Origin of the sequence: Sphingomonas sp. Leaf230 (assembly GCF_001421745.1) — a bacterium.
Classification (GTDB): Bacteria; Pseudomonadota; Alphaproteobacteria; order Sphingomonadales; family Sphingomonadaceae; genus Sphingomonas.
On sequence record NZ_LMKW01000008.1, the window covers coordinates 65,266 to 87,885 of the forward strand.

A 22,620-nucleotide genomic window follows, 5' to 3' on the forward strand; every position below is an offset into this window, starting at 1 on the left:
TCAGATGGTCGAAGCCAACGCACGCCAGACGTTACCAAGGGGTAACGCTCTCCCCTCCCTGGAAGGGAGGGGTCGGGGGTGGGTCGGCCCGATCGAGCCACTCGCGTTCAGGTATGCGGAAAACCAACCCACCCCCAGCCCCTCCCTTCCAGGGAGGGGATCAAGGAGGCAGCAGTTACTGCGCGGGCGCCTGCGCATTGGCGCTCGGCGCTACGCCCATTTCCGCGAGCGGCTCGCCCGCTCCGGCGGCTTCGGTAACGTTCGAGACGCCCATGTTCGCCACTACGTCCGCCTGCGCAGCACCCGCCGTCGCGACCGGCCGCTCGCGATTCGTCGAACCGATGATCGCGCTCGCGAGACCGATCAGCAGCACGACCGCGGCGAGGCCGATCATGCCGACCTTGATGCGCTGCATGGTCTGGGAAGGTTCGTGAGGTAACTTCATCTTGCCCTACCTCGATACCCGACTACCGCGCTTCTGTCGATTCTCGGGAACCATACCGCTCAAGCTAGGCCCTTCGCCTGACGCCATTCAGGATCGTACAGCGTCGAGAGATAGCGGAATCCGGTGTCGCACAGGATCGTTGCGATCCGCTTGCCGGGTCCCAGGTGCTTCGCCAGCGCTACGGCACCTGCGACGTTGATCCCGGACGACAACCCGAGGCAGAGCCCTTCCTCGTCGAGTAACCGTCGGACCCACGCATAACCCTCCTGATCCGAAATCCGGAACTGCGTATCGATCGGCGCCCCCTCCAGATTGGCAGTGATGCGCCCCTGCCCGATCCCCTCGGCAACCGAAGACCCTTCCGACTTCAGCTCCCCGTGCGCGTAATAGTTATACAGCGCGGCACCATGCGGATCACTGAGCGCGATGCAGACCGCCTCGTCCTTCGCCTTCAGTCCCAGCCCAACCCCGGCGATCGTCCCACCGGTGCCCGCAGCGCAGGTGAAACCGTCGATCCGCCCGTCCATTTGTGCCCAGATCTCCTCTGCGGTCCCGACAATATGCGCGCGGCGATTGGCTGTGTTGTCGAACTGGTTTGCCCAGATCGCGCCCGGCGTCTCGTCGGCGATCCGGCGCGAGGTATGGACGAAATGGCATGGCGACGAAAATGCCGCAGCGGGGACCAATACCAGTTCGGCACCTAGAGCCCGCAACGTGTCCATCTTTTCGCGGCTCTGCGTCTCGGGCATGACGATGATCGTCTTGTAGCCTTTGGCGTTGGCGACCAGCGCGAGACCGATCCCGGTATTGCCCGCCGTGCCCTCGACGATCGTGCCGCCGGGCTGCAGCATTCCGCGCTGCTCCGCGTCCTCGACGATGAACAGCGCCGCGCGATCCTTCACCGATGCACCGGGGTTGGCATATTCGCACTTGCCGAAGATATCGCAACCGGTCGCCTCGCTAGGACCTCTCAGACGAACAAGTGGCGTGTTGCCAATCAGGGCGAGCGTGTCGGGTGTCGTGTGCATGCGCGCTATGTGGCGTGGCGCCCCGCCCAGAGCAAGCGAGCGAAAGTTTGCACGATTAAACGCCGCCAACGCGAACATCCCACGCGGATGACATGCTTTTCATGTCGTGTTCATTACAACCAATACATGATCTATGTTAGGAAGTTTGAAACTGGCGGGAGTGGGATGATGGAACAGTATCGGCAGGCTCTGGCCTTGTTGTCGGAAGCGTCAGATCTGATGGAAGCGGTCGGCGACACCTTGATCGGCGCGCATATCGCGACTCCGCTGGCGATGGTCGAAGAACGACTTCAATCGCAGGATGACGTAGCCAAGCAGGACCGTCCGCTGCACGAGTGAACTCTGACATCTTACCCGTCATACATACTGCCCTTTTCGCCGCTCGGCGATGGTACCGCAAACCATAGGCCTTGACGCTCCATGCTGCATGCGCGAAGCGAGATCCCGCTATGAAAATCCTCCCCATGACCGCCGTCGCCGCGCTGCTCGTGCTGGCAGCCTGCAACTCCAAGCCTGCTACGCCCGAAGTGCTGGATAGCAATCCAGATCCGATGGCGAACACGCTCGCCAACGCCGCGCCGGTCGAGCTGCCGCCCGCGATCAAGTCCGAGAAGACGCTGCGCTGCAAAGACAACAGCTTGCTCTACGTGACGTTCTTCCAGGGCGACAAGCAGGCGGTGGTCAAGACCAAGAAGGACGGCCCCGCGACGACGTTGAAGTCGGACGTTGCCGGTTCGCCGAAGACCGCCGAGGGCGGCTGGTCGATGACCGGCGACGAATCGAGCGTCACGCTGACCGCGCCCGGCAAGTCGGCGCAGATCTGCCACGCGTAAGTTTCTACGTTTAGGAATTACGAAACGGCCGGCGGATCATCCGCTGGCCGTTTTTCTTTGCGCTGCACACTCTTGCCCTCACTGCCGCGGACCGGCACGCTAGCCTGATGGCAACCGTTGCGATCTACAGCCTCAAGGGCGGCGTCGGAAAGACGACGCTTTCGGTGAACCTGGCTTGGTGCGCCGCGACATTGTCGGCGCGCCGGACGCTGCTCTGGGATCTCGACCCGCAGGCGGCGTCCACCTGGGTGCTCGGCGGACCCCATGGAGCCGGGGGTAAAGTCGATCAGGCGCAGGCGATGTTCTCGAAGGACGTCGCGGTCGCCAAGCAGGCGCGGCCGACCGCCTACCCGCATCTCGACCTGATCGCCGCCGACGCGTCGCTGCGCGGGCTCGACCAGCTATTCCACGAGATGGACAAGAAGAAGCGGCTCGCCAAGCTCCTGTCCGAACTTGCCGCCTATGACCGCGTGATCCTCGACTGTCCGCCGGGGCTGACCGAGACCGCGGACCAGGTAATGCGCGCGGCCGACCTGATCGTCATTCCCGTCATCCCCTCGCCGCTGTCGACCCGCGCATACGACGCGGTGGTCCAGCATCTGGGCGGCCGCACGCCGCTGCTGCCCGTCCACGTGATGGTCGACAAGCGACGGGCACTGCATGCCGAGGCGTTGGCCCGCCACCCCGACTGGCCGGTCATCCCGATGGCGAGCAACATCGAGTCGATGGCGGTCAAGCGTGCGCCGGTCGGCGTGTTCGCGCCGAAGTCCGCTGCCTCGCAGGCGTTTGCGGACCTCTGGCGCCGGATCGAACACCGGCTCGCCGCGTGAGCGACGTTTTGGACCCGCAACTCGTGCTTGGCGCCTATTCAGTCGGGGTGTTCCCGATGGCCGACAGCCGCGATGCTGCAAGCGTGTACTGGGTCGAGCCACGCCGCCGCGCGGTCCTGCCGCTCGACGGGTTCCAGCTCTCGCGCTCGCTGAGGAAGACGATCGCCGCGGACCGGTTCCAGGTCACCGTCGACACCGCGTTCGAACGCGTCGTGCAGCTCTGCGCCGAGAGCGTCGAAGGTCGCCCGGAGACGTGGATCAACGACGGCATAGAGCGCGTCTTCCAGACGCTGCACGCGATGGGGTTCGCGCACTCGGTCGAATGCTGGGACGGCGGCAAGCTGGTTGGGGGGCTCTACGGCCTGTCACTCGGGCGCGCGTTCTTCGGCGAAAGCATGGTCAGTCGTGCCACCGACGCGTCAAAGGTCGCGCTCGCGCACCTCGTCGCGCGGCTGAGAACGGGCGGGTTCACGCTGCTCGACTGCCAGTTCCAGACCTCGCATCTTGCCTCGCTCGGCGCGATTGAGATCGACCGCAAGGACTATGTCGCGTTGCTGGGTGCGGCACTCGAGGGAGCGCTCAAGCCATCCTCCGGCGGCGGAGTATCATCGGCAGCCGGCGATTTCCGCGCGCTCGATCGCTTGGCCGGCAAGGCTTCGGCGGGCGGCGCGGTATCGGGGCCGGTCTCCGGGAAGGTCATCGCGCAGCTCTTGGTCCAGACGTCGTAGACCGGATGCTGGACTGCGTTCAGCGCGGGGCGTTCCTTGTACAGCCAGCCCGAGAACGTCCGCCGCCAATGCGTGTCGACGCCGCGCACCAGCACCTGTACGAACGCACCCGTTAGTTGCTCCTGCTCCCAAGGCGCTGTCTGTTCGCACGCCCGCAACCGCAGCACGACGTCGCCCATGCGCGTCGCCTGGCCGGGTTTTAGCCGCACTTCGCGGGTTTCGCCGTTGCGCTTGTTGAGCAGGCCGAGCACCGCGACGCGTTGCGCCATCGGCGTGCCGCCATTGGCGATTGCCGCGGCACCAGTATCGATCGTCTCGATCGAGGAATTGCCCTGCTCATCAGCGCCCGGCAGGTCCTGCTGGACCGCGGACACCTTCGTCGCGGGCGTGGTGAGCGCGCGGTATCCGAACCAGCCACCCACCGCCAACGCCACGACCAACACGGCCGCGGCGAGCCAGCGCATGATCACCCTTCGGGCGTCCAGGCTTCGTAATCGCCCGTCGCAGCGGCACGGTGGCCACCCTTTTCGAGCGCACCGGCAGGCCGATAGGCGAGCGCGGTACCGGTCATGTTCGGCACGGCAGGCTTCTGCCACGCGCGGATCGGCGGCAGCGCGCGATCGGGCACGTCGTCGACCTGGTGATGCAGCCAGCTGAACCACGCCGGCGGCACCCGGCTCGCGTCGGTCGCACCCTGGTAGATGACCCAGCGGCGCGGGTTGCCGGCGGTGTCCTTGCCACCTTCGTAATAGACGTTGCCGAGCGCGTCCTCCCCCTTCTTCGCCATGCTGCGCAAGCCGAATTTGGTGCCGAGGGTGGCGCCGTTCCACCACGTGAAAGTCGATGCGAGAAAGCCCATGTTTGGCGCTTACCGCGAGTGGGGGCGGGCTTCAACCTTGATGATGGGTGGAGGACTGCTGATCCTCCCCAGCAAGGGGGAAGTGGCGCCAAAGGCGACGGAGGGGAGGACACGGAACCGAACGTGTCGCGGACCTCCCCCTCCGTCAGGCTGACGCCTGCCACCTCCTCCTGGCGGGGGAGGATCGTGGAGGCGCTCCTTTGAGACGTCCGTTCCGCCTTGGATACAACTGTTGTCCTTGTTCTCCCGCGAAGACCGGAGCCCAGACTGGGTCCTCGCCTTCGCGGGGAAACACGTGGCTGGAGACGTCGGCTAGCCACATATCCCACCCCGGCGCAGGCCGGGGCCCAATTGGGTAACGTCGCTAACGAAGCGCTGTTCGCCGTTACAGCGACCTTCCCAATTGGGCCCCGGCCTTCGCCGGGGTGGTGCCATTGGTCGAACGGTTCGCGCGCCTACTTCGCCCCCTTGTCCCACGTCACCAGATCGCCCTCGGCGATTCCCAATTCCGCAGCCCTACCGCCCATCAGTTCCAGCACCGCCCCCACCGGCTCGCCCGACGGGATCGGCTGTTCCGAAAACGGCACGGTATTCTCGGCGATCCGCGCGATCGTGCCGTCGGCGCGAATATAGAGGATGTCGAGCGGGCTCGGCGTGTTCTTCATCCAGAAGTTCGCCACCACCGGCTCGCCACCCTTGGCGGGATACGGCCAGAACAGCATCCCGCCATCGGGCTTCAGGTCGGTGCGGAACATCAGCCCGCGCGCCTGCTCGGCCTCCGTCTTCGCACTCTCGACCTTGAACGCATGCGTCCCGTTCGCACTCTTTATCGTCAGCGGCAGCGTCGCGACTGCGGCCACGTCCGAGTCCCCCCGGCTATTCATGTACGCGACACCCCCGGCGCCGACGCCCAGCGCCAGCACCCCGGCCAACACGGCCTTCGTAACGAACATCATCCGAGATCCTCTTCGACCGCGACGGCAAGCGGCCCTTTACGCCCTTCGACCACGCGCGCGCGGAGCGGCTGGTCGGGTTCGACCGTCTCGATCCCGGCGCGGCGCAGCGTTTCCATGTGGACGAAGATGTCGCTGCCATCGGCACCCCGTACCAGAAAGCCATAGCCCTTCAACCGGTTGAACCATTTCACCGACGCTGCCTCGAACGGTCCCGCCGCGTCGATCATCGCGATCGGATCGATCCGATCGGGCGAAACCGGCGCCCGGACCTGCTCTTCGACCGCGTTGGTCAGATCGATCGAGAGGATCTCGCGCGCCTGGAACCCGCGGCCGCGCTGGACCGACAGCGTCTCGACGCGCGCGCCTTCGGGGAGGCTGCGGCGGCCGTGCGCCTGCAGGACGGAAAAGTGAACGAGGATATCGCCGACGGTCTCGTCGTCCGCCACCGCGAAGCCGAACCCGCGCGTGACGTCGAACCATTTGATAACGCCGCCGATCGCGCGCGTTTCGGCCGCGCCAACACCCTCAAGCGTCGTCGTTCCCGCTTCCACTGGCCCCACCTCTACCGGCATGTCAGCACCTGCTGCGTGTCGTTACGCATTGTTACACCCCTGAACGCCTTGCTAGCACGGTTCGTCGCAGTCGCAATGAATCCGTTGCGCCCCTCAGTCGAAATCCATCGATTCGGGGGTATCGGACGGCGGTGCAGCAACAATTTTGCGTGCGAGATCGAACCGGTGCCCCGCCCGCAGCATCGCCGCGAGCTGTTTTTCATGAAGTTTCCGGTCGCCGTCCCCCGTGCCGTAGGGGCCGATTCGCTTGCGCCGTGCGAAGGCGAGTGCCGATTCGACTGCGCGGTCGGCGATTGCGGGCGCGACGGACTCTGCATCGCCTTCATCGATACCGGCCTCGCGGAACGCGCCCGCAACTCGGCGAGCGCCCAGCCCACGTCGCTGCATCGCAGCAGCGCGCTGTTCGGCAAAAGCTCGGTCGTCGACATAGCCGAGATCGGCCATCCGCTGCGCCAGTTCGCCGGGCTCGGCCAGCGCCGCGCCAGTGCCCCCGTCCCAGCCCCGCTCGCGGATTTTCCGCATCAGGTAATCGGTCAGGCGGCCCCGCGTGGTCGCGAACCGCTCGACATAGCGCAGCGCCATCTGTTCGAGTGCTGCAGCATCGATGGGTTTCGGCGCAGGACGCTCTCGGGATCGCTCCTTGCCGCCGCTCTTTCCGCCGCCTTTGCCCCAGCTCTTGCCGCCGCGCCGCTTCGTGCCACCGCTATCGTCGAACGTGCCGTTTTCCTGGTCGCCGGCATCCAGCGACGGGGGAAACGCGTTGCTTTCGCTGTGGCTATCATCGGTCACGCCATCATTGTGCCACACTGGCACCCGAAGTTGAACGGCTAGACTGAAGATAGGCGTGGTGTGTTCAAGCACCGCGACGAACCAAGGCAGGAACTGCGATGACGACCGACACGGCTAACAAGGACGGCATGACCGTAGCGGCACTCGTTGCGACGCCGACCCAAGACGCCCTGCCGCGCCGTTTCGCCAATTTCGGTACCTTGGGCGAAGCGCTCGATTACGCAGCCAGCGGTAACCGCGGGCTTAACTTCCACGACGCTCGCGGCACTTTGTCGCAGCCTTACCCCTATTCGCAACTCCGTACCGACGCCCGTGCGATGGCCAATCGCCTGATCGCCGCCGGTGTCGCTCCTGCCGACCGCATCGCACTGGTCGCCGAGACCGGCCCCGAGTTCGCGGCGCTGTTCTTCGGCGTCGTCTATGCCGGCGCATGGCCCGTGCCGCTGCCACTGCCGACCTCGTTCGGCGGGCGCGATTCGTACATCGAACAGCTCCGCGTCCAGCTTGCGAGCTGCGATCCGAAGATGCTGATCTTCCCGCCCGAGCTCGCGCAGATGGCGGGCGAGGCTGCGCGCCTGTCGGGTACCGTCGGCATCGACTGGTCCGAGTTCGCGACGCGCGAGGCCCCCGTGGCGACGCTGCCCGAGGCGAAACCCGACGACATCGCGTATCTGCAATATTCGAGCGGCTCGACGCGCTTCCCGCACGGCGTCGTCATCACGCATGCCGCGCTGCTCAACAACCTCGCCGCGCACAGCCACGGCATGGAAGTGTGCGACACAGATCGCTGCGTCTCGTGGCTGCCCTGGTATCACGACATGGGCCTGGTCGGCTGCTTCCTGTCGCCGATCGCCAACCAGGTCTCGACCGATTACCTCAAGACCGAGGATTTCGCGCGCCGTCCGCTCGCCTGGCTCGATCTGATCAGCCGCAACACCGGCACGACGCTTAGCTATTCGCCGACCTTCGGCTACGATATCTGCGCGCGCCGCATGTCGTCGCAGACCAAGGCGAGCGATCGGTTCGACCTGTCGCGTTGGCGCGTCGCGGGCAACGGCGCCGACATGATCCGCCCCGACGTGATGCAGTCGTTCGTCGACGCGTTCGCCGATGCGGGCTTCAAGGCGAGCGCGTTCCTGCCGAGTTATGGTCTCGCCGAGGCGACGCTCGCAGTCTCGCTGATGCCGCCGGGCGAAGGCATCCGCGTCGAACTGGTCGAGGAAACGCAGCTTTCTGGCGGCTCGCGCGGTGGGGACCGTCCTCAGCGCTACCGTGCGATCGTCAACTGCGGCAAGCCGGTCCGCGACATGCGAATCGAGATCCGCGAAGAGGACGGCACGCCCCTCCCCGATCGGGCGATCGGCAAGGTGTGGTGCAGCGGCAAGTCGGTAATGGTCGGCTATTTCCGCGACGACGCGGCGACCGAGGCGTGCATGGCGGATGGTTGGCTCGATACCGGTGACATGGGCTATATGTCGGACGGCTATATCTACATCGTCGGCCGCGCCAAGGACATGATCATCGTCAACGGCAAGAACCACTGGCCGCAGGACATCGAATGGGCGGTGGAACAGCTCCCCGGATTCAAGGCCGGTGACATCGCCGCGTTCGCGATCACAACGCCCGGCGGCGAGGAGACCCCTGCCGTACTGGTCCAGTGCCGCAGCTCGGACGAGGCCGAACGCCTGCGCCTGCGCGACGAGATCCGCGAGCGCGTGCGGTCGGTGACGGGCATGAACTGCCTGATCGAACTGATCCCGCCGCGCACCCTGCCGCGCACCTCTTCGGGCAAGCTCAGCCGTGCGAAGGCGCGCAACCTGTACCTCAGCGGCGACATCAAGCCGTACGACATCGCAGCCTGAGACCGTCCTGCCTATGAGCAGGCGGCGAAAGCCCGGCCACGGCTGACATATGGATCGAGCTGTGGCAGGAGCCTGCGCGATCATGCGCATTGGCCCCAAACCGAACTTAATTACACTCACCGCGGGCAATACGAACCATCTGCTAACCAAGCTGATCTATGACTGACGCCGTGAGTCTTGCACCGCCTTCTCCGTCACGCCGCGTGACCGTCGACATTCCCACGTTGCTGGGGGTTCGCGGCGGCGGGGCGGATCATGTCGAGTGGAGCCGAATCCGCGCCGCACAGCTGTTCGCGGGGCGCAAGATGGCGCTGGTCCTGCTGGCTGCGAATATCGCGGCGGTGCTGGCTACCGGGTTCCTCGTCCGCGATACCGTCCCCGCATGGCAGATCGCTACATGGTCCGCGCTCCTCGTCGCAGTCGCTGCTTCGGTCGGATTTCGTCGTCTCGCCGTCCATCACAATGGTGAAAGCCAGGCGAGCGTCCGCGACCTGCGCAAGACCGGGTGGGAGGGGCTGGCGCTTGGCCTCGGCTGGTCGTGCGTGCCGATCCTGTTCTGTACGCACGCGCCATCGGGCACGACCGCCGGGCTCGGGATCACGTTGACCGTCTTGATGACTGCCGCGGCGTTCGCGATGGCACCGCTGGCGCTCGCGACGCTGGTATTCCTGGGGTATCTCGGCGCGGCGATGGTCATCCAGCTGCTGATCGCCGGCACGACCTCGGCGGCATTCGGGATCCTGGGCTTTACCCTTTTGCTGATGGCGGGATGTATCAGTCGCGCCCGCGCGCTCGTGCTGATCCGCGCCAACGAGATCAGGCTGAACGAGCGCGACGAGACCGTCAGCCTGCTCCTGCGCGAGTTCGAGGATACCGGGGCGGACTGGCTGTGGGAGACCGATGCCATGCGTCGCATCGTCCGCGCGTCGCCGCGGTTCGCGGTCGCGTGCGGTCTAGAACCCGGTGCCATCGACGGCATGCCGTTGCTCCAGTTGTTGGCGGGGCCGAGCTGGGACAGCGGCGAATTCGCACCCGAGTTGCGAACGCTGGCGGAAAAGCTGCGGCGACGCGAGAGCTTCCGCGACGTCAGCCTGCCGGTGACGATCGACGGCCAGGGTCGTTGGTGGGATATTGCCGCCTCTCCGCGATTTGGCGACGATGGCGAGTTTTACGGATTTCGCGGTGTCATTTCCGACATTACCGAGCTTCGCGCATCGGAAGACCGGATCAACCGGATGGCGCGGTTCGACGTGCTCACCGGATTGCCCAACCGGTTGATGATCAACGAGACGCTCGTCAGGACGATGGGTGAGGCCGACCGATGGGGCGGCCGGTATGCATTCATGATGCTCGACCTCGATCGGTTCAAGGCCGTCAACGATACGCTCGGCCACCCGATCGGTGATCGCCTGCTGGGACGCGTGTCCGAGCGGCTCGAGGGCTTGATGGCGGACGGTAATTTGTGCGGGCGCCTCGGCGGCGACGAATTCGCGGTGATCGTGCGCGATGCAACCGATGCCGGTGCGATAGACGACTTGGCGCGGCGCATCATCGAGACTCTCTCGCAGCCCTACGACATCGACGCGCATACGCTGTACATCGGTGCCAGCGTCGGCATCGCGATTGGCCCGCGCGACGGACGCACGGCGGAAATGCTCGTCCGCTCAGCCGATCTCGCGCTTTACCGTGCCAAAGACGCAGGCCGGGGAGTGTATCGCAGCTACGAGCCCGAACTGCATGTGAAGGCCGAGGAGCGACGTATTCTTGAAATGGCGCTGCGCACGGCGCTTGAGAATGGCGAGATGCACCTCGAGTATCAGCCGGTCGTCGATGCACGCGGCGAAAGGCTGGTCGCGTTCGAGGCACTGTTGCGCTGGACCAGTCCTCGGTTCGGCATCATCGCCCCGGAAAAGTTCATTCCGCTCGCCGAGGATGCGCGCCTGATCGCACCGATCGGGGCGTGGGCGTTGCGGACGGCGTGCGAGGAGGCCGCGAAATGGCCGTCCGACATCCGCGTTGCGGTCAACGTGTCAGCCGACCAGCTCCAGAACCCCAATTTCGTGACGACGGTCACCTCCGCGCTGGCGAACACCGGCCTGTCCGCGGATCGCCTCGAACTCGAGGTTACCGAGAGCGTGTTCCTGACCGAGGCGCTTGGCGCGACCAAGGTCCTGGAGCGGCTGCTCGACATGGGCGTGCGGCTTAGTCTCGACGATTTCGGCGTCGGCCATTCGTCGCTCGGCTATCTCAGCCGTACGCGGTTTTCGTCGATCAAGATCGACCGGAGCTTCGTCCGTGATGCCGCCGCCGGGACGCGCGAAGCGGTTGCGATCGTCCACGCGGTGATCGCGCTCGCCCGGAGCCTCGACATCGACACAACGGCGGAGGGCGTCGAAACCGAAGCTGAGCACCGCATGGCGCAGGCGTTCGGTTGCACCAACGTCCAGGGTTTCTATTTCGGTCGCCCGATGCCCGTCGAACAGGCGCGCGCGCTGGCACATGGTCGCTGGAAAGCATCGGCCGCCGCCTAGGCAACCGATGCGCGCGTCGATGGACGGTTACCGGCTCGGTCGGCGGTCGCGTCCGGCGAAGCTGACGAGGCTTTCCGCGCCCGTCGCCGACAAAGCGGACACGCCAACGAAATTGTCGTCCACCGGCACCTGCGTCAGGATAGTCCCAGTCCCGGTAACGTCGCGTGTCTCCGCCCAGCTCTGCGCATCGTTGCGACGCCACCGCACGCGGTAGCCAGCAGCGCCTGGCACCGCAGTCCACTTCACCGTCGTATCGCGGGACAATGCCCCGGCGATCGACACGTCTTCAGGGGCCGCGGGAGCGCTGGCAATCCGCGACAACGTCGCGACATTGATCGCCGTAACCTTCGCCAGATACGGAAAGTCCATGCCCTCGATCGTGTCGCCGTAGACCACGCCCTTTTCGGTGCGCAGGTCCTGATGCTGGCGATCCCAGTTCTCGGCTGCAACCGAGAACCGCACCGCGGGGTAGCCGAGCTTCAGGAACGGCTCGTGATCGCCGCCACGGCCGAACCGGTCCGGCCGGCGATCGATCATCACGTCGAGGCAGCCGGGAATGTCGCGCGCGATACCGTCGATCGCCTTGGCCAGCGCGCGGCTGGGGCCGTCATCCTCACCGCCCTCGGCCCGGCGGCCCTGCTGGGCGACCAGATCCTCGGAGGCGCGAATGCCTTCGGAGAACACCCGGACCTTGTCGGCGACACGTACCCCACCCTGCCCGACCGTGTTGCCGACGATATCGTTATTGAGCATCGCCGCGACCTGCCAGCCGCGCGCCTTCGCGGTATCGGCGAGCAATTCGGCGCCCCACAGGCCCTGCTCCTCCCCGGAGAACACCGCGTAAACGATCGTCGCGTCGAACTGGCGCTGCGACAGCAACCGTGCAGCCTCCAGCACCAGCGCGACGCCCGAGGCATTGTCGTTGGCGCCGGGCGCATCGGAGGTGACGTTCATCACGTCGGTCACGCGGCTGTCGATATGCGCGCCGACGATCACGACGCGATTCGGATCGCGGCCCTTCTGAATACCGAGCACATCCTCGACCACCACGCCGGTCGGTGCGCGTGGTCCGGTAAAGCGGCGCGAGATGCGATCGACGGTGATGCATCCGCCACACGTCGCGGCGATGTCCTGGAACCGGCTCGCGGCCCAGTTCCGAGCGGCACCGATACCGCGTTTCGGATCGGTCGTGATCGACGCGGTGTGACGCGTACCGAAACCGACCATCGCAGTGACGTCCGCCTTCAGGCGAACCGAAGACGGAGCAGGATAAGGGGCGGCGGCGGCAAGAAGCAGCGGGACGGCAAAAATAGGCATGAGCGGATCGTGGCCTGATCTCGCGCCGCGCTCAAGAGGGTAGCGTCACAATCATTCCCAGCGGGCAATTTTGTGTGCCGACAAGATGTTATCCAAAATGAACCGATCAAATGTTTGAGACTTTTTAAGCCAACCGCTATTACATGATCGAGAGTGCGAGGACCTAAGATGATCATTGGCCATTCTGTTTCGGACGGCGACGGCGTTATCCTCGCGATAGACGAACCGGTCGCGGCGGTGCTGCAACGCACGCAGAAACAGCTTGTGGGCCTTTCCTACCTATCGATAACGCACCCCGACGACGTCGCGCGTAACCTGAGCCACGTTGCGGCATTGCAACCCAATGGCAATTCAGCCCGAATCCGGAAACGTTACATCGGCGGCGAAGGCGATATCATCACGATGGAAGTCCAGGTTTCGCGACTGGGCAACGGCAAGCCGGGCAGACTAATCGGCACCCTGTGCACCGCTCCTACGCTCGCCGACACAATCAGCGGCGATCCCATGCCGCATCATCTTTGGCGCCGGGCCAAGGACTTGCTGGGAATTATCCGCGCGCGCGACGCGGTACTCGGGTCCGATCTTTTCGCCGATCATGCGTGGACGACGTTGCTGATCGTGTACGTCGCAGAAGCCGAGAGCCGAATCGCAAGCGTCGACATGGTTGCCGACCAGCTACGCCTGTCACGGTCGACGCTCGGTCGCTGGATTCGCGTGCTCCAGGCGAAGTCCCTAATTGAACCGCCAGACAGCAATCTCGATGCGTTGCAACTTACGCAGACTGGCATCAACAGCGTGGAGCGCCTGCTGGCCACGCATTCGGCAATGGCTGTCAGTTGAAGTACGCCTCACTCAACTAAGCCGATCGATCGCCTCGCGCGTGAGCGATCCGGGAATGATCATGACTGGCACCGGCAGCGAACCCGCATCGGTCCCCGCAAAATGCGCGATGAGTTCGCCCGGGGCGCCAGTCGCGGCGGCGCCCAGCACCAGCGCCGCAATATCGGGATTTGCCGCGATCATCTCGCGGATGATCTTCGCGCTTTCCCCCTCGCGCACCGTGATAGACGGACGCAAGCCGGACTCTTCGAGCAATGTCCCGGCAGCCCCCGCTACCAACCCCTCTGCATGCAGGCGCGCTTCTTCCTCGATCGTCGCCTGGACGCCGCCGAACGCGATGAACTCCTGCGGCGGGATTACCGTGAGGATCTCGACCCCGCCGCCGGTCTTCACCGCACGCCGGGCTGCGAAACGCAACGCGATCCCAGCTTCCGGACTGTCGTCGATAACCACCAGATAAATGCGCATTTTCGCCCCCGTTATCGCCGGTAATTGGGCCGCGGCGGGTCGATACGCAAGTGCGTCGGGGTTGACCCGAGCGGACGAGGGCGCGAGTAGGCATGCCGTTACGTCACGCCCTGGGGAAATCCATGTCGATCGAGATCAAGATGCCTGCGCTGTCCCCGACCATGGAGGAGGGTACCCTCGCCAAATGGTTGATCAAGGAGGGCGACGTCGTGAAATCCGGCGACCTGATGGCCGAGATCGAGACCGACAAGGCGACGATGGAATTCGAAGCCGTCGACGAAGGCACCGTGGTCAAGATCCTCGTTGCCGAGGGTACCGACAATGTGAAGGTTGGCACCGTCATCGCGATCATCGCAGAAGAGGGCGAGGACGCGTCGTCGGTCTCGTCGGCACCGACCAAGAGCGAGACGCCTGAGCCGGCCGCGAAGGAATCGGAAGCCAAGCCCGATCCGACGGACCCGAACAAGACCGGGACCAAGGCCAAGCCGGTCGAACGGACCGAAGCGTCGGCCGAAGATCATGGCCGTCCCGATGATGCCGGTGCGGCCAAGCCTGCCGCCAGCGGTGACCGCGTCAAGGCGAGCCCGCTCGCGCGCCGCCTTGCCGCCGACAAAGGTATCGATCTCGGTGCCGTATCCGGCTCCGGCCCCAAGGGTCGTATCGTCAAGGCCGACGTCGAAAGCGCAAAGCCGGGTGCCGCCCCTACTGCTGCGAAAACCGAAGCTGCTGCGCCGACGGCTGCCGATACTCCGGCCCCTGCCGCGAAGCCTGCGACCGTGCCGGATATCCCGCACGAGGCGACCAAGCTCAGCAACGTGCGGAAGACGATCGCGCGTCGCCTGACCGAGTCGAAGCAGACCGTTCCGCACATATATCTCACCGTGAATGTCCGCCTCGACGCGTTGCTCAAGCTGCGCGGCGAGCTGAACAAGAGCCTCGAATCGCGCGGCGTGAAGCTGTCGGTCAACGATCTGTTGATCAAGGCGCAGGCCGTCGCGCTCATGCAGGTGCCGAGCTGCAACGTGATGTTCACGCCGGACCAGCTGATCACCTTCCAGCGCGCCGACATCTCGGTCGCGGTGAGCACGCCGTCGGGGCTGATCACGCCGATCATCGTCGGTGCGGACACCGCATCGCTGTCGTCGATCTCGACGCAGATGAAGGATCTTGCGGGACGTGCGCGCGACGGCAAGCTGAAGCCCGAGGAATACCAGGGCGGCACCGCCTCGATCAGCAACATGGGCATGTTCGGGATCACGCAGTTCGATGCGGTCATCAATCCGCCGCAGGCGATGATCCTCGCGGTTGGCGCGGGCGAGAAGCGCCCGGTCGTGATCGGTGACGAACTGGCGGTCGCGACGGTCATGTCGGCAACCGGCAGTTTCGATCACCGTGCGATCGACGGTGCCGACGGCGCGCAGTTCATGAAGGCGTTCAAGCACCTCGTCGAGAACCCGCTGGGCATGCTCGCCTGAGATGGGCCTGGTGTCGGCGTTCAGGTCGCTTTCGGGCACCACCATCGAGATCCTGCACATCCTCGGCGGGCTCGTGGCGGCGGTGGCGATGACCTGGGCGGCGGCATGGTCCTACCCGCTTGGGCAGGACGTGATCTGGTCTTGCGGGGCCGCAGCGATGGTCGCGACCGTGCTGATGGGCGTGGGACCGTTGCGCCGCGCCCGCCGTCTCGACCGAACGCCCCGCAGGAGTGAAGCGTGACCGACCTGCCCCCCAACAAAGCGCCGACGATCCGCGTCACCGCGATGCCCGCCGACGCCAATCCGTATGGCGACATCTTCGGCGGCTGGCTGATGGGCCAGATGGATCTTGCTGCCGGCTCCGTCGCATCGCGGCGTAGCGGCGGCCGTGCCGTCACGATCGCGGCGGACGCGATGAAGTTCCACATGCCGGTCGTCGTCGGCGACGAAGTGTCGGTCTATGCCGAGCTGATCGCGGTCGGCCGTACCTCGATGACGATCGAAGTCGAGGCCTGGCGCCGCGCGCGCCATAGCAACGAAAGCTGCAAGGTGACCCAGGCGCGCTTCATCTTCGTGGCGGTCGGCGACGATCGCAAACCGCGGCCCGTGCCGCCAAAAACCAACTGAATCGAAGGACTTACCGTGGCTGATACCTATGATCTCGTCATCCTCGGCTCGGGCCCCGGCGGCTACGTCGCCGCGATCCGTGCGTCGCAACTCGGCCTGAAGGTCGCGATCGTCGAGCGCGAGCGGCTGGGCGGCATCTGCCTCAACTGGGGCTGCATCCCGACCAAGGCGCTGCTGCGCACGTCGGAAATCTATCACTACATGCAGAACGCCGAGAGCTACGGCCTCAAGGCGGACAATGTCGGCTTCGACCTCGCCAAGATCGTCGACCGCTCGCGGAAAGTCGCGGGCCAGCTGAACGCGGGCGTCAAGGGCCTGATGAAGAAGAACAAGGTGACCGTCGTCGAAGGCGTCGGCACCGTCACGGCCAAGGGCAAGCTTAGCGTCAAGCAGGGCGACAAGATCGTCGAGCTCGAAGCTAAGAACATCATCGTCGCAACCGGCGCCCGCGCGCGCGACTTGCCGTTTGCGAAGGCTGACGGCGAGCGGATCTGGACCTATCGCCACGCGATGGTGCCGACCGAGATGCCGACCAAGCTGCTGGTCATCGGCTCGGGCGCGATCGGCGTCGAGTTCGCCAGCTTCTACAACGACATGGGCGCCGACGTGACGATCGTCGAGATGCTCCCGCGGATCCTCCCCGTCGAGGACGAGGAAGTCTCCGCGTTCATGGACAAGGCGCTGTCGAAGCAGGGCATCAAGCTGCTGACCCAGACCGGCCTCGAAGGTCTCGCGCCTTCGGCGAACGGCGTCACGGCGAAGATCAAGGCAAAGGACGGCAAGGTTTCGGAAGAGACCTTCAGCCACGCGATCATCGCGATCGGCATCGTCCCCAACACCGAGAATATCGGGCTGGAGGCTTTGGGCGTTGAGACCGACCGCGGTCACATCAAGACCGACGGTTATGGCCGCACCAACGTCGACGGCATCTGGGCGATCGGCGACGTCACCGGCGCGCCGTGGCTCGCACACAAGGCCAGCCACGAGGGCATCATCGCGGTCGAGAAGATCGCGGGCGGCTCGCCGCATCAGATGGACAAGGCCAACATCCCCGGCTGCACCTATTCGCGCCCGCAAGTGGCGTCGGTGGGCATGACCGAGGCAAAGGCGAAGGAAGCGGGTTACGAGCTGAAGGTCGGCAAGTTCCCCTTCATCGGCAACGGCAAGGCGATCGCGCTGGGTGAGGCGGAGGGCTTCGTGAAGACGGTGTTCGACGCGAAGACGGGCGAGCTGCTCGGCGCGCACATGGTCGGCGCGGAAGTCACCGAGCTGATCCAGGGCTATGTCGTCGCGCGCCAGCTTGAGACGACCGAGGCCGAACTGATGGAGACGGTGTTCGCGCACCCGACGCTGTCCGAGATGATGCACGAGAGCGTGCTGGCGGCGTACGGTCGCGCGATCCACTACTGAGAACCGCCAATCCTCCCCCGCCAGGGGGAGGTGGCACCGAAGGTGACGGAGGGGAGGTTACGAAGCTGGCGTGGTCGCTTACCTCCCCCTCCGTCTGGCAAGCGCCAGCCACCTCCCCCTGGCGGGGGAGGATTTGACGTTGGTACGCCACGCTTTTCCGTCACCCTGACGAAAGTCAGGATCCAGGATACCGCCCGCAGCCCGTTGTAACTCTGGATCCTGATTTTCGTCAGGATGACGAGGTGTGTTGGCAGGCATGCTAGTAGCCCTGTACCAGCGATATCCAGCCGACCGACCGATCCTGGCAAACCATCCCGTTTCGGCCCTATCTCTCTTGACCGCCGCGCATGACGCACCGAAAGGTCGCGCCAGCCATCAGGTCCGGCTGGAAGGATCTTGCGGCTAAGACCTCAACGTGCAGGACCCGCGAATGCCGATCGAACCTGCCGCTCGCCCCCGACAGCGCTACATCGCCATAGCCGCAGCCGGGCTGTGCATCGCATCGCTCGCGCTGTTCTGGCCGGGCACGGCGATGTACGACACCGTCGCGCAATATCGGCAGGTCCTGTCGGGGGCGTACGACGACTGGCATCCGCCGGCGATGGCGCAAGTCTGGGCGCTGCTCGCGGCGTTCGGCCCCGGCGCGACGCCGATGCTGGTCCTGCAACTCGGCACCTACTGGCTAGGCCTTGGCATGATCGCGGCCGCGTTGGGCCGGGTCGGGCGTTCCCGCAGCGCTGTGGCAATCCTCGCGATCGGCCTCCTCCCGCCCTTCCTCGGCTGGCAGGGCGTCGTTCTCAAGGATGCGCAACTGGCCGGTGCGCTGCTCGCGGCAGTCGGGATTATCGGCTGGTGGCGGCTTTCGCGCCGTCCGCTGCCCGGCGCGATGTTGGTTCCAGTCGCGCTGCTGCTGGCCTACGCCGTGCTGATCCGCGCGAACGCCGTCTTCATCGTTGTCCCCCTGCTCATCACTCTCGCCCCGCGCCCAATTCACCCTGTAGCAAAGCTTGCAACCGGCCTTATCGCGGTGGTGCTCGTGCTCGGCATCGCACCTGTCGTGAACCACCGTCTGCTCCGCGCGCAACCTAGCGGCGTCGAGGCTACGCAGGCGCTTTACGATCTCGCCGGCATAGCTGCGCGCGTCCCGGCTAGCGACACAACCGGCCTGACCCGATCGGAAACGACGGCCGTGATCGCCCGGGGTTGTGCGAAACCGTTCTTCTGGGATCCGCTCGGCGACGAGGCGCATTGCGGGACGACGATGGCGCGGCTGCGCGCGCTGCCAACCGCGACGCTGTACGTCACGCTGGCATCGGCGGCGCTGCATCATCCGATCGCCTATGCCGGACACCGCCTTGCGCACCTGAACTCGACCGACCGCTGGCTGGTCCCGTTCCACTGGCCGAGCGCTGCGCCACCTGCCGCGTCCGAGCCGAACACGCTCGGGCTCGCCAATCCCGGTGCCGGCGCGCGCGCGTGGGAGGCGCTGACCGCGGTCGTCGTCGAGACGCCGCTCGGCTGGCCGATGGCCTGGATTGTCCTCGCGATCGCCGCGCTTGCCGCCAGCCTGTCGCGTCCGCGCGATCCGGTCCGCGATCTTGCCACTGCGTTGCTCGTGTCCGCGCTGGCACTCGAGGCGAGCTTCGCGGTCCTGAGTATCGCGTCCGACCTGCGCTATCACCTGTGGCCGATGATCTCGACCGCGGTGGCGGTCGTGCTGCTCGCCGATCGCGCGCCGCCGCGAAGGATACTCGCGGTCGGCCTGAGCGTACTCGTTCTAGTCGTCGCCAGCGGCACTGCCGCACGCGTCATGCTGCCCCAGCCGCCGCAGACTTATGCAGGCATGCTCGGCTGAAGCCCGCCAAGCCGCAGGTCAGCGCCGCCGGCGCACCGTTCTGCGCGGACGGGACACGGTGTCGTAATATTCGGTCGTGGTGGTCGTCGTGGTCACCGGCACGGATTGCACGATCACGGTCGTCGAACCGGCGGGATACGCTTGGCCACTGGTCGTCGTTACCGTCGTAACGCCGTCGGGCGATGTCCAGGTACCGCCCGGTGCCACGGTATAACGACCGGGTTGCGGGTATCCGGCATCATAGGACGGCTGTGGTGGCGGGTAGTCGGCCGCATAGGACGGCGCTGCATAACCGGGGGCATAATCAGGGGCATAATCGACCGCATCCGCTGCATAGGCAGGCGGCGGTGCATAGCCGGCGCCATAACCCCGAACCGGCGGCGGCGGTGCCCGGCGACCGCGATCCTCGGCCTTGTCGATTGCATAGCCGGCCGCAGCACCGACTCCTGCACCGATCAACGTCCCGCCGAGTCGATTGCCACGACCACCGATGACGTTGCCGGCGACGCCGCCCGCGACTGCGCCAATCGCGGCGCCACCCAGACCGGTATCACGGCGCGGCGCCGGGCGATTTGCGTAGGGCTGGACGTAGCCGCGGTCGCTCGGGCTCGCATAGACATTGTCGTTGCGCGCATAGGCGCGTGGATCGGCTGCGACATAGCCGCCACCGCCGGCCAGATCCCAGTCGATGTCGCTCGTCGTATCGTAGGCCGACCCACGCGCATCGATCAGCACCGCGTCGTCGTAGTAGCGGACCCAGTTATAGCCCTGGGGCGGCTGTGCGAGGCCGTAGTTCGACCAGTCGCCGACGTAGAAGCGCGGAGCGTTCCAATAGGCGGGCACGACCCAGCCGCGATGCGGGCGGCGATAGCCGGCCCAGCCACCGGGGGCGTTGGCACCTGCCCACCAGCGCCCGCCGATCTTGCTGCCCCAGCGCGAGGATCGCGGCGCAGCGATCGGTCGTGTCGGCGCCTGCACGACGGGCATCTGCGCGGCGATCGGACCGGGACGCGCTGGGCGTGCCATCGGGACCTGCATCGCGGTACCGGGCGCAGGATAGCTTGCGCCGGGACGTTGCGCGTCCGCGACACCGCCTGCCAACACCAGCCCCGCGCTCGCGATCAAAAGCCTCCGCATGTCCGTCTCCCTGGTTTGCCACCCGATCCAGCGCAAACGCCGGATATCTTAACGCGTTGCTTACCAAGTGTGCGGGGGAGTCGCCAGACGACGTGCTGTCCCGAAACGGGGCGCGTCGGACCGGTCTTAGGTCAGCCGCTCGGCGAGCAATGCCGCCAGCGCCTCGCACCCTGCCGCATCCTCGGCATCGAACCGCGCAGGCTCCGGACTATCGAGATCAAGCACCGCGATCAGTGTGCCGTTGCGGGTCACTGGTACCACCAGTTCCGACCGACTTGCCGCGTCGCAGGCTATGTGCCCAGGGAAAGCATGGACGTCCTCGACCAACTGCGTCTTCAGCGTCGCGGCGACGGCACCGCAGACGCCCTTGCCGACCGGAATGCGGATGCAGGCGACCTTGCCCTGGAACGGGCCGAGTACGAGTTCGCCCCCCTGCGCATCGGGTAGGAGGCGGTAGAACCCCGCCCAGTTGAGGTCGGGGAGATATTCCCAAATGAGCGCGGCGGCGTTGGCCATGTTGGCGATCGGATCGGTCTCGTCTGCGGTCAGCGCGTCGAGCGCGGCGAGGAGGTCGCGGTAGAGATCGGCCTTGGTGCCGGCGGCGATATCGAACTGGTACATCTGTCTTCCTTGATTGAGAGGCAGCTAACGCTCCCCCAAATCCGTCACCCAGCAAAAGCTGGGGTGACGCAGCGGCAATGTGGCGATCCTCCCCGCCAGGGGGGGTGGCGCCGCCGGCGACGGAGGGGGCGGACACGGAACACCCGACATCGCATGCCTCCCCCTCCGTCTGGCTAGCGCCAGCCACCTCCCCCTGGCGGGGGAGGATTGCGAGGTTACCGAGACGCTCATAGGCATGGCCCGCTCAGTCGTCGCGGACCTTGCCCCGCCCCGCCTTCACCCCGCTGCGCACCTTCTTCGTATCGACCCGCCGCGCCTTGGCCGCCTTGGACGGCTTGGTCGCGCGACGTGCCTTGGGGACGATCGTTGCTTCCCTGATCAGCGCCACCAGCCGTTCGCGGACCTCCTGGCGGTTGAGCAGTTGCGACCGTGAGCCTTCGCTGCGCAGCACCAGAACGCCGTCGCGCGTGAGGCGCGAACCGGCCAGCACCGCGATGCGGTTCTTCACCGCCAGCGGCAGGCCCGGCGAGAGGCCGACGTCGAAGCGCAGGATCACCGCGCTGTCGGTGGTGTTGACGTGCTGACCGCCGGGACCGCCCGAGCGCGTCGTGCTCTCGATCAGCTCGCTGTCGTCGATCGAGATCGATCGGGTGATCGGGATCGCGACCATCAGCCCCTGCCCTCAGTCCGCTCAGTCGTCGGTAGAGTCGAGCGTCGTAACTTCGGCAACCGGTGCGGGATTGGTAACCGAAGCAGCCTCGTCGGCGAAACCAGCCTTGGCGAACCGCTCGGGCAGCGGCGCTTCGGCGAGCACGTCGGGCTTGCCCGGGCGCGGCACGATCAGGCGTTGCGCGTGGAGCATCATGCCGAGCCCGTCCGCCTTGCCGTAGACGCCGTCGCCGACCACCGGCGCACCGAGGCCGCTCGCGGCGTGGACGCGGATCTGGTGCGTGCGGCCGGTCTCGGGCAGGAACTCGACCAGCGAACGGCCGTCCTTGATCTCGAGCACACGCCAGTTGGTACGCGACTTCTTGCCATCGGGATCCTCGACCATCCGCCAGCCAGTCTCGGCGGTGCTGACCTTGCCGAGCGCCATCTCGATTAGGCCGGACGTGCCTTCGACCACACCGTCGAGCAGCGCGACGTAGCGCTTCGAGACGAGACCCTGCTCGAACGCCTGCTGCAACCGGGCGTGCGCCTTGGGGTTGCGCGACAGCAGCAGGCAGCCGCTCGTGTCGCGGTCGAGCCGGTGGACCGCCTTTGGCCAGCGCTGGAAGCCGAACTTCAAGCTTTCGAGATGATTTTCGAGGCTCAGCGAGCCATCGCGGGGCGGATCGACCGGCAGCCCTGCGGGCTTGTCGATCACCAGGGCCTCGCCGTCGAGGAAGAGTACGCGTTCACCATGCATGCCGCCGCCCTTGCCATCATTAGCGCCTG

The 22,620-nt window shown here is 65.9% G+C and carries 24 protein-coding genes and 1 pseudogene; 12 read left to right on the forward strand and 13 right to left on the reverse strand.

What is annotated here, in order from left to right; all coding sequences use genetic code 11:
* Window positions 1–175 precede the first annotated feature (175 nt).
* Together ASE82_RS05965 and ASE82_RS05970 are read right to left on the reverse strand one after the other, a co-directional pair.
* Window positions 176–415, reverse strand: coding sequence for a hypothetical protein (locus ASE82_RS05965; protein WP_082441338.1), 240 nt, complete (start codon window positions 413–415; stop codon window positions 176–178).
* An 89-nt stretch (window positions 416–504) separates the two neighbouring features.
* Complete coding sequence (locus ASE82_RS05970) at window positions 505–1,473, reverse strand: cysteine synthase A (RefSeq protein ID WP_056060257.1); 969 nt, start codon at window positions 1,471–1,473, stop codon at window positions 505–507.
* A 168-nt stretch (window positions 1,474–1,641) separates the two neighbouring features.
* Between ASE82_RS05970 and ASE82_RS19325 the strand changes: the two genes are divergently transcribed.
* The 4 genes from ASE82_RS19325 (at window position 1,642) to aat (ending at window position 3,864) form a co-directional block, all read left to right on the forward strand.
* Window positions 1,642–1,812, forward strand: a complete 171-nt coding sequence (locus ASE82_RS19325; protein WP_156348792.1) for a hypothetical protein — start codon at window positions 1,642–1,644, stop codon at window positions 1,810–1,812.
* Between the two features lie 110 nt (window positions 1,813–1,922).
* Complete coding sequence (locus tag ASE82_RS05975; RefSeq protein WP_056060259.1) at window positions 1,923–2,306, forward strand: hypothetical protein; 384 nt, start codon at window positions 1,923–1,925, stop codon at window positions 2,304–2,306.
* 107 nt (window positions 2,307–2,413) lie between these two features.
* A complete protein-coding gene (locus tag ASE82_RS05980) occupies window positions 2,414–3,136 on the forward strand; it encodes a ParA family protein (protein ID WP_056060262.1) in 723 nt (240 codons plus the stop codon).
* Window positions 3,133–3,864 (forward strand): leucyl/phenylalanyl-tRNA--protein transferase, encoded by a 732-nt coding sequence (aat, locus tag ASE82_RS05985; protein ID WP_056060265.1) that lies wholly within the window; start codon window positions 3,133–3,135, stop codon window positions 3,862–3,864. The genes ASE82_RS05980 and aat overlap by 4 nt, the downstream gene beginning before the upstream one ends.
* A 35-nt stretch (window positions 3,865–3,899) precedes the next feature.
* Here the strand turns inward: aat and ASE82_RS20325 are convergent.
* The 5 genes and pseudogenes from ASE82_RS20325 to ASE82_RS06005 form a co-directional block, all read right to left on the reverse strand.
* Window positions 3,900–4,328: pseudogene (locus tag ASE82_RS20325) on the reverse strand (DUF2155 domain-containing protein); the annotation flags it as partial.
* A 2-nt stretch (window positions 4,329–4,330) separates the two neighbouring features.
* Window positions 4,331–4,723 carry an NADH:ubiquinone oxidoreductase subunit NDUFA12 gene (locus ASE82_RS05990; protein ID WP_056060269.1) on the reverse strand — a complete coding sequence of 131 codons (393 nt, stop codon included), beginning with the start codon at window positions 4,721–4,723 and terminating at the stop codon, window positions 4,331–4,333.
* 455 nt (window positions 4,724–5,178) lie between these two features.
* Complete coding sequence (locus ASE82_RS05995) at window positions 5,179–5,676, reverse strand: DUF192 domain-containing protein (RefSeq protein ID WP_156348793.1); 498 nt, start codon at window positions 5,674–5,676, stop codon at window positions 5,179–5,181.
* Window positions 5,676–6,251: a cold-shock protein gene (locus ASE82_RS06000; protein ID WP_082441341.1), complete on the reverse strand. Its 576-nt coding sequence runs from the start codon at window positions 6,249–6,251 to the stop codon at window positions 5,676–5,678. Before ASE82_RS06000 ends, ASE82_RS05995 begins: the two co-directional genes overlap by 1 nt.
* Window positions 6,252–6,344: 93 nt before the next feature.
* Window positions 6,345–7,040, reverse strand: coding sequence for a regulatory protein RecX (locus ASE82_RS06005; RefSeq protein ID WP_335337801.1), 696 nt, complete (start codon window positions 7,038–7,040; stop codon window positions 6,345–6,347).
* Between the two features lie 98 nt (window positions 7,041–7,138).
* Between ASE82_RS06005 and ASE82_RS06010 the strand changes: the two genes are divergently transcribed.
* Together ASE82_RS06010 and ASE82_RS06015 are read left to right on the forward strand one after the other, a co-directional pair.
* Window positions 7,139–8,902, forward strand: coding sequence for a fatty acyl-AMP ligase (locus ASE82_RS06010; protein WP_056060275.1), 1,764 nt, complete (start codon window positions 7,139–7,141; stop codon window positions 8,900–8,902).
* A gap of 158 nt (window positions 8,903–9,060) precedes the next feature.
* Complete coding sequence (locus tag ASE82_RS06015; RefSeq protein ID WP_056060277.1) at window positions 9,061–11,433, forward strand: putative bifunctional diguanylate cyclase/phosphodiesterase; 2,373 nt, start codon at window positions 9,061–9,063, stop codon at window positions 11,431–11,433.
* A gap of 27 nt (window positions 11,434–11,460) precedes the next feature.
* On the opposite strand, the gene ASE82_RS06020 is transcribed toward ASE82_RS06015, so the two are convergent.
* Window positions 11,461–12,750, reverse strand: a complete 1,290-nt coding sequence (locus ASE82_RS06020; protein ID WP_056060281.1) for a M20/M25/M40 family metallo-hydrolase — start codon at window positions 12,748–12,750, stop codon at window positions 11,461–11,463.
* 168 nt (window positions 12,751–12,918) lie between these two features.
* On the opposite strand from ASE82_RS06020, the gene ASE82_RS06025 reads away from it, so the two are divergent.
* On the forward strand, window positions 12,919–13,590 hold the full coding sequence (locus ASE82_RS06025; RefSeq protein WP_056060284.1) for a PAS domain-containing protein: 672 nt from the start codon (window positions 12,919–12,921) through the stop codon (window positions 13,588–13,590).
* 12 nt (window positions 13,591–13,602) lie between these two features.
* On the opposite strand, the gene ASE82_RS06030 is transcribed toward ASE82_RS06025, so the two are convergent.
* A complete protein-coding gene (locus ASE82_RS06030) occupies window positions 13,603–14,058 on the reverse strand; it encodes a universal stress protein (protein WP_056060288.1) in 456 nt (151 codons plus the stop codon).
* A gap of 122 nt (window positions 14,059–14,180) precedes the next feature.
* On the opposite strand from ASE82_RS06030, the gene ASE82_RS06035 reads away from it, so the two are divergent.
* The 5 genes from ASE82_RS06035 (at window position 14,181) to ASE82_RS06055 (ending at window position 19,425) form a co-directional block, all read left to right on the forward strand.
* On the forward strand, window positions 14,181–15,533 hold the full coding sequence (locus ASE82_RS06035) for a pyruvate dehydrogenase complex dihydrolipoamide acetyltransferase (RefSeq protein WP_056060292.1): 1,353 nt from the start codon (window positions 14,181–14,183) through the stop codon (window positions 15,531–15,533).
* A 10-nt stretch (window positions 15,534–15,543) separates the two neighbouring features.
* Entirely contained in the window at window positions 15,544–15,774 is a 231-nt protein-coding gene (locus ASE82_RS06040; RefSeq protein WP_235524602.1) for a hypothetical protein, read from the forward strand.
* Window positions 15,775–15,818: 44 nt separating this feature from the next.
* A complete protein-coding gene (locus ASE82_RS06045) occupies window positions 15,819–16,160 on the forward strand; it encodes an acyl-CoA thioesterase (protein ID WP_056061685.1) in 342 nt (113 codons plus the stop codon).
* Between the two features lie 15 nt (window positions 16,161–16,175).
* Window positions 16,176–17,570, forward strand: coding sequence for a dihydrolipoyl dehydrogenase (lpdA, locus tag ASE82_RS06050; RefSeq protein WP_056060298.1), 1,395 nt, complete (start codon window positions 16,176–16,178; stop codon window positions 17,568–17,570).
* Window positions 17,571–18,000: 430 nt separating this feature from the next.
* Window positions 18,001–19,425: a hypothetical protein gene (locus ASE82_RS06055; protein ID WP_056060301.1), complete on the forward strand. Its 1,425-nt coding sequence runs from the start codon at window positions 18,001–18,003 to the stop codon at window positions 19,423–19,425.
* 18 nt (window positions 19,426–19,443) lie between these two features.
* Here the strand turns inward: ASE82_RS06055 and ASE82_RS06060 are convergent, their stop codons facing one another.
* From ASE82_RS06060 to ASE82_RS06075, 4 genes are all read right to left on the reverse strand, one after another.
* Window positions 19,444–20,562 (reverse strand): RcnB family protein, encoded by a 1,119-nt coding sequence (locus ASE82_RS06060; RefSeq protein ID WP_082441342.1) that lies wholly within the window; start codon window positions 20,560–20,562, stop codon window positions 19,444–19,446.
* Window positions 20,563–20,688: 126 nt separating this feature from the next.
* Window positions 20,689–21,183 (reverse strand): GAF domain-containing protein, encoded by a 495-nt coding sequence (locus ASE82_RS06065; RefSeq protein ID WP_056060304.1) that lies wholly within the window; start codon window positions 21,181–21,183, stop codon window positions 20,689–20,691.
* 244 nt (window positions 21,184–21,427) lie between these two features.
* Complete coding sequence (gene arfB / locus ASE82_RS06070; protein ID WP_056060309.1) at window positions 21,428–21,853, reverse strand: alternative ribosome rescue aminoacyl-tRNA hydrolase ArfB; 426 nt, start codon at window positions 21,851–21,853, stop codon at window positions 21,428–21,430.
* Window positions 21,854–21,874: 21 nt separating this feature from the next.
* Window positions 21,875–22,591 (reverse strand): RluA family pseudouridine synthase, encoded by a 717-nt coding sequence (locus ASE82_RS06075; protein WP_056060312.1) that lies wholly within the window; start codon window positions 22,589–22,591, stop codon window positions 21,875–21,877.
* Window positions 22,592–22,620 lie beyond the last annotated feature (29 nt).

Excerpts from the sequence above, each read along its gene's own strand:
- ASE82_RS19325 (WP_156348792.1), top strand. The coding sequence starts at position 1,642 with ATGGAACAGTATCGGCAGGCTCTGGCCTTGTTGTCGGAAGCGTCAGAT.
- ASE82_RS06075 (WP_056060312.1), bottom strand. The coding sequence starts at position 22,591 with ATGCATGGTGAACGCGTACTCTTCCTCGACGGCGAGGCCCTGGTGATC.
- ASE82_RS06015 (WP_056060277.1), top strand. The coding sequence starts at position 9,061 with ATGACTGACGCCGTGAGTCTTGCACCGCCTTCTCCGTCACGCCGCGTG.
- ASE82_RS05980 (WP_056060262.1), top strand. The coding sequence starts at position 2,414 with ATGGCAACCGTTGCGATCTACAGCCTCAAGGGCGGCGTCGGAAAGACG.
- ASE82_RS06055 (WP_056060301.1), top strand. The coding sequence starts at position 18,001 with ATGCCGATCGAACCTGCCGCTCGCCCCCGACAGCGCTACATCGCCATA.
- ASE82_RS06010 (WP_056060275.1), top strand. The coding sequence starts at position 7,139 with ATGACGACCGACACGGCTAACAAGGACGGCATGACCGTAGCGGCACTC.
- ASE82_RS05965 (WP_082441338.1), bottom strand. The coding sequence starts at position 415 with ATGCAGCGCATCAAGGTCGGCATGATCGGCCTCGCCGCGGTCGTGCTG.
- ASE82_RS06020 (WP_056060281.1), bottom strand. The coding sequence starts at position 12,750 with ATGCCTATTTTTGCCGTCCCGCTGCTTCTTGCCGCCGCCGCCCCTTAT.
- arfB (WP_056060309.1), bottom strand. The coding sequence starts at position 21,853 with ATGGTCGCGATCCCGATCACCCGATCGATCTCGATCGACGACAGCGAG.
- ASE82_RS06065 (WP_056060304.1), bottom strand. The coding sequence starts at position 21,183 with ATGTACCAGTTCGATATCGCCGCCGGCACCAAGGCCGATCTCTACCGC.
- ASE82_RS06045 (WP_056061685.1), top strand. The coding sequence starts at position 15,819 with ATGCCCGCCGACGCCAATCCGTATGGCGACATCTTCGGCGGCTGGCTG.
- ASE82_RS05990 (WP_056060269.1), bottom strand. The coding sequence starts at position 4,723 with ATGGGCTTTCTCGCATCGACTTTCACGTGGTGGAACGGCGCCACCCTC.
- ASE82_RS06035 (WP_056060292.1), top strand. The coding sequence starts at position 14,181 with ATGTCGATCGAGATCAAGATGCCTGCGCTGTCCCCGACCATGGAGGAG.
- ASE82_RS05995 (WP_156348793.1), bottom strand. The coding sequence starts at position 5,676 with ATGTTCGTTACGAAGGCCGTGTTGGCCGGGGTGCTGGCGCTGGGCGTC.
- ASE82_RS05975 (WP_056060259.1), top strand. The coding sequence starts at position 1,923 with ATGAAAATCCTCCCCATGACCGCCGTCGCCGCGCTGCTCGTGCTGGCA.
- ASE82_RS06025 (WP_056060284.1), top strand. The coding sequence starts at position 12,919 with ATGATCATTGGCCATTCTGTTTCGGACGGCGACGGCGTTATCCTCGCG.
- ASE82_RS06060 (WP_082441342.1), bottom strand. The coding sequence starts at position 20,562 with ATGCGGAGGCTTTTGATCGCGAGCGCGGGGCTGGTGTTGGCAGGCGGT.
- ASE82_RS06000 (WP_082441341.1), bottom strand. The coding sequence starts at position 6,251 with ATGCCGGTAGAGGTGGGGCCAGTGGAAGCGGGAACGACGACGCTTGAG.
- ASE82_RS06030 (WP_056060288.1), bottom strand. The coding sequence starts at position 14,058 with ATGCGCATTTATCTGGTGGTTATCGACGACAGTCCGGAAGCTGGGATC.
- ASE82_RS05970 (WP_056060257.1), bottom strand. The coding sequence starts at position 1,473 with ATGCACACGACACCCGACACGCTCGCCCTGATTGGCAACACGCCACTT.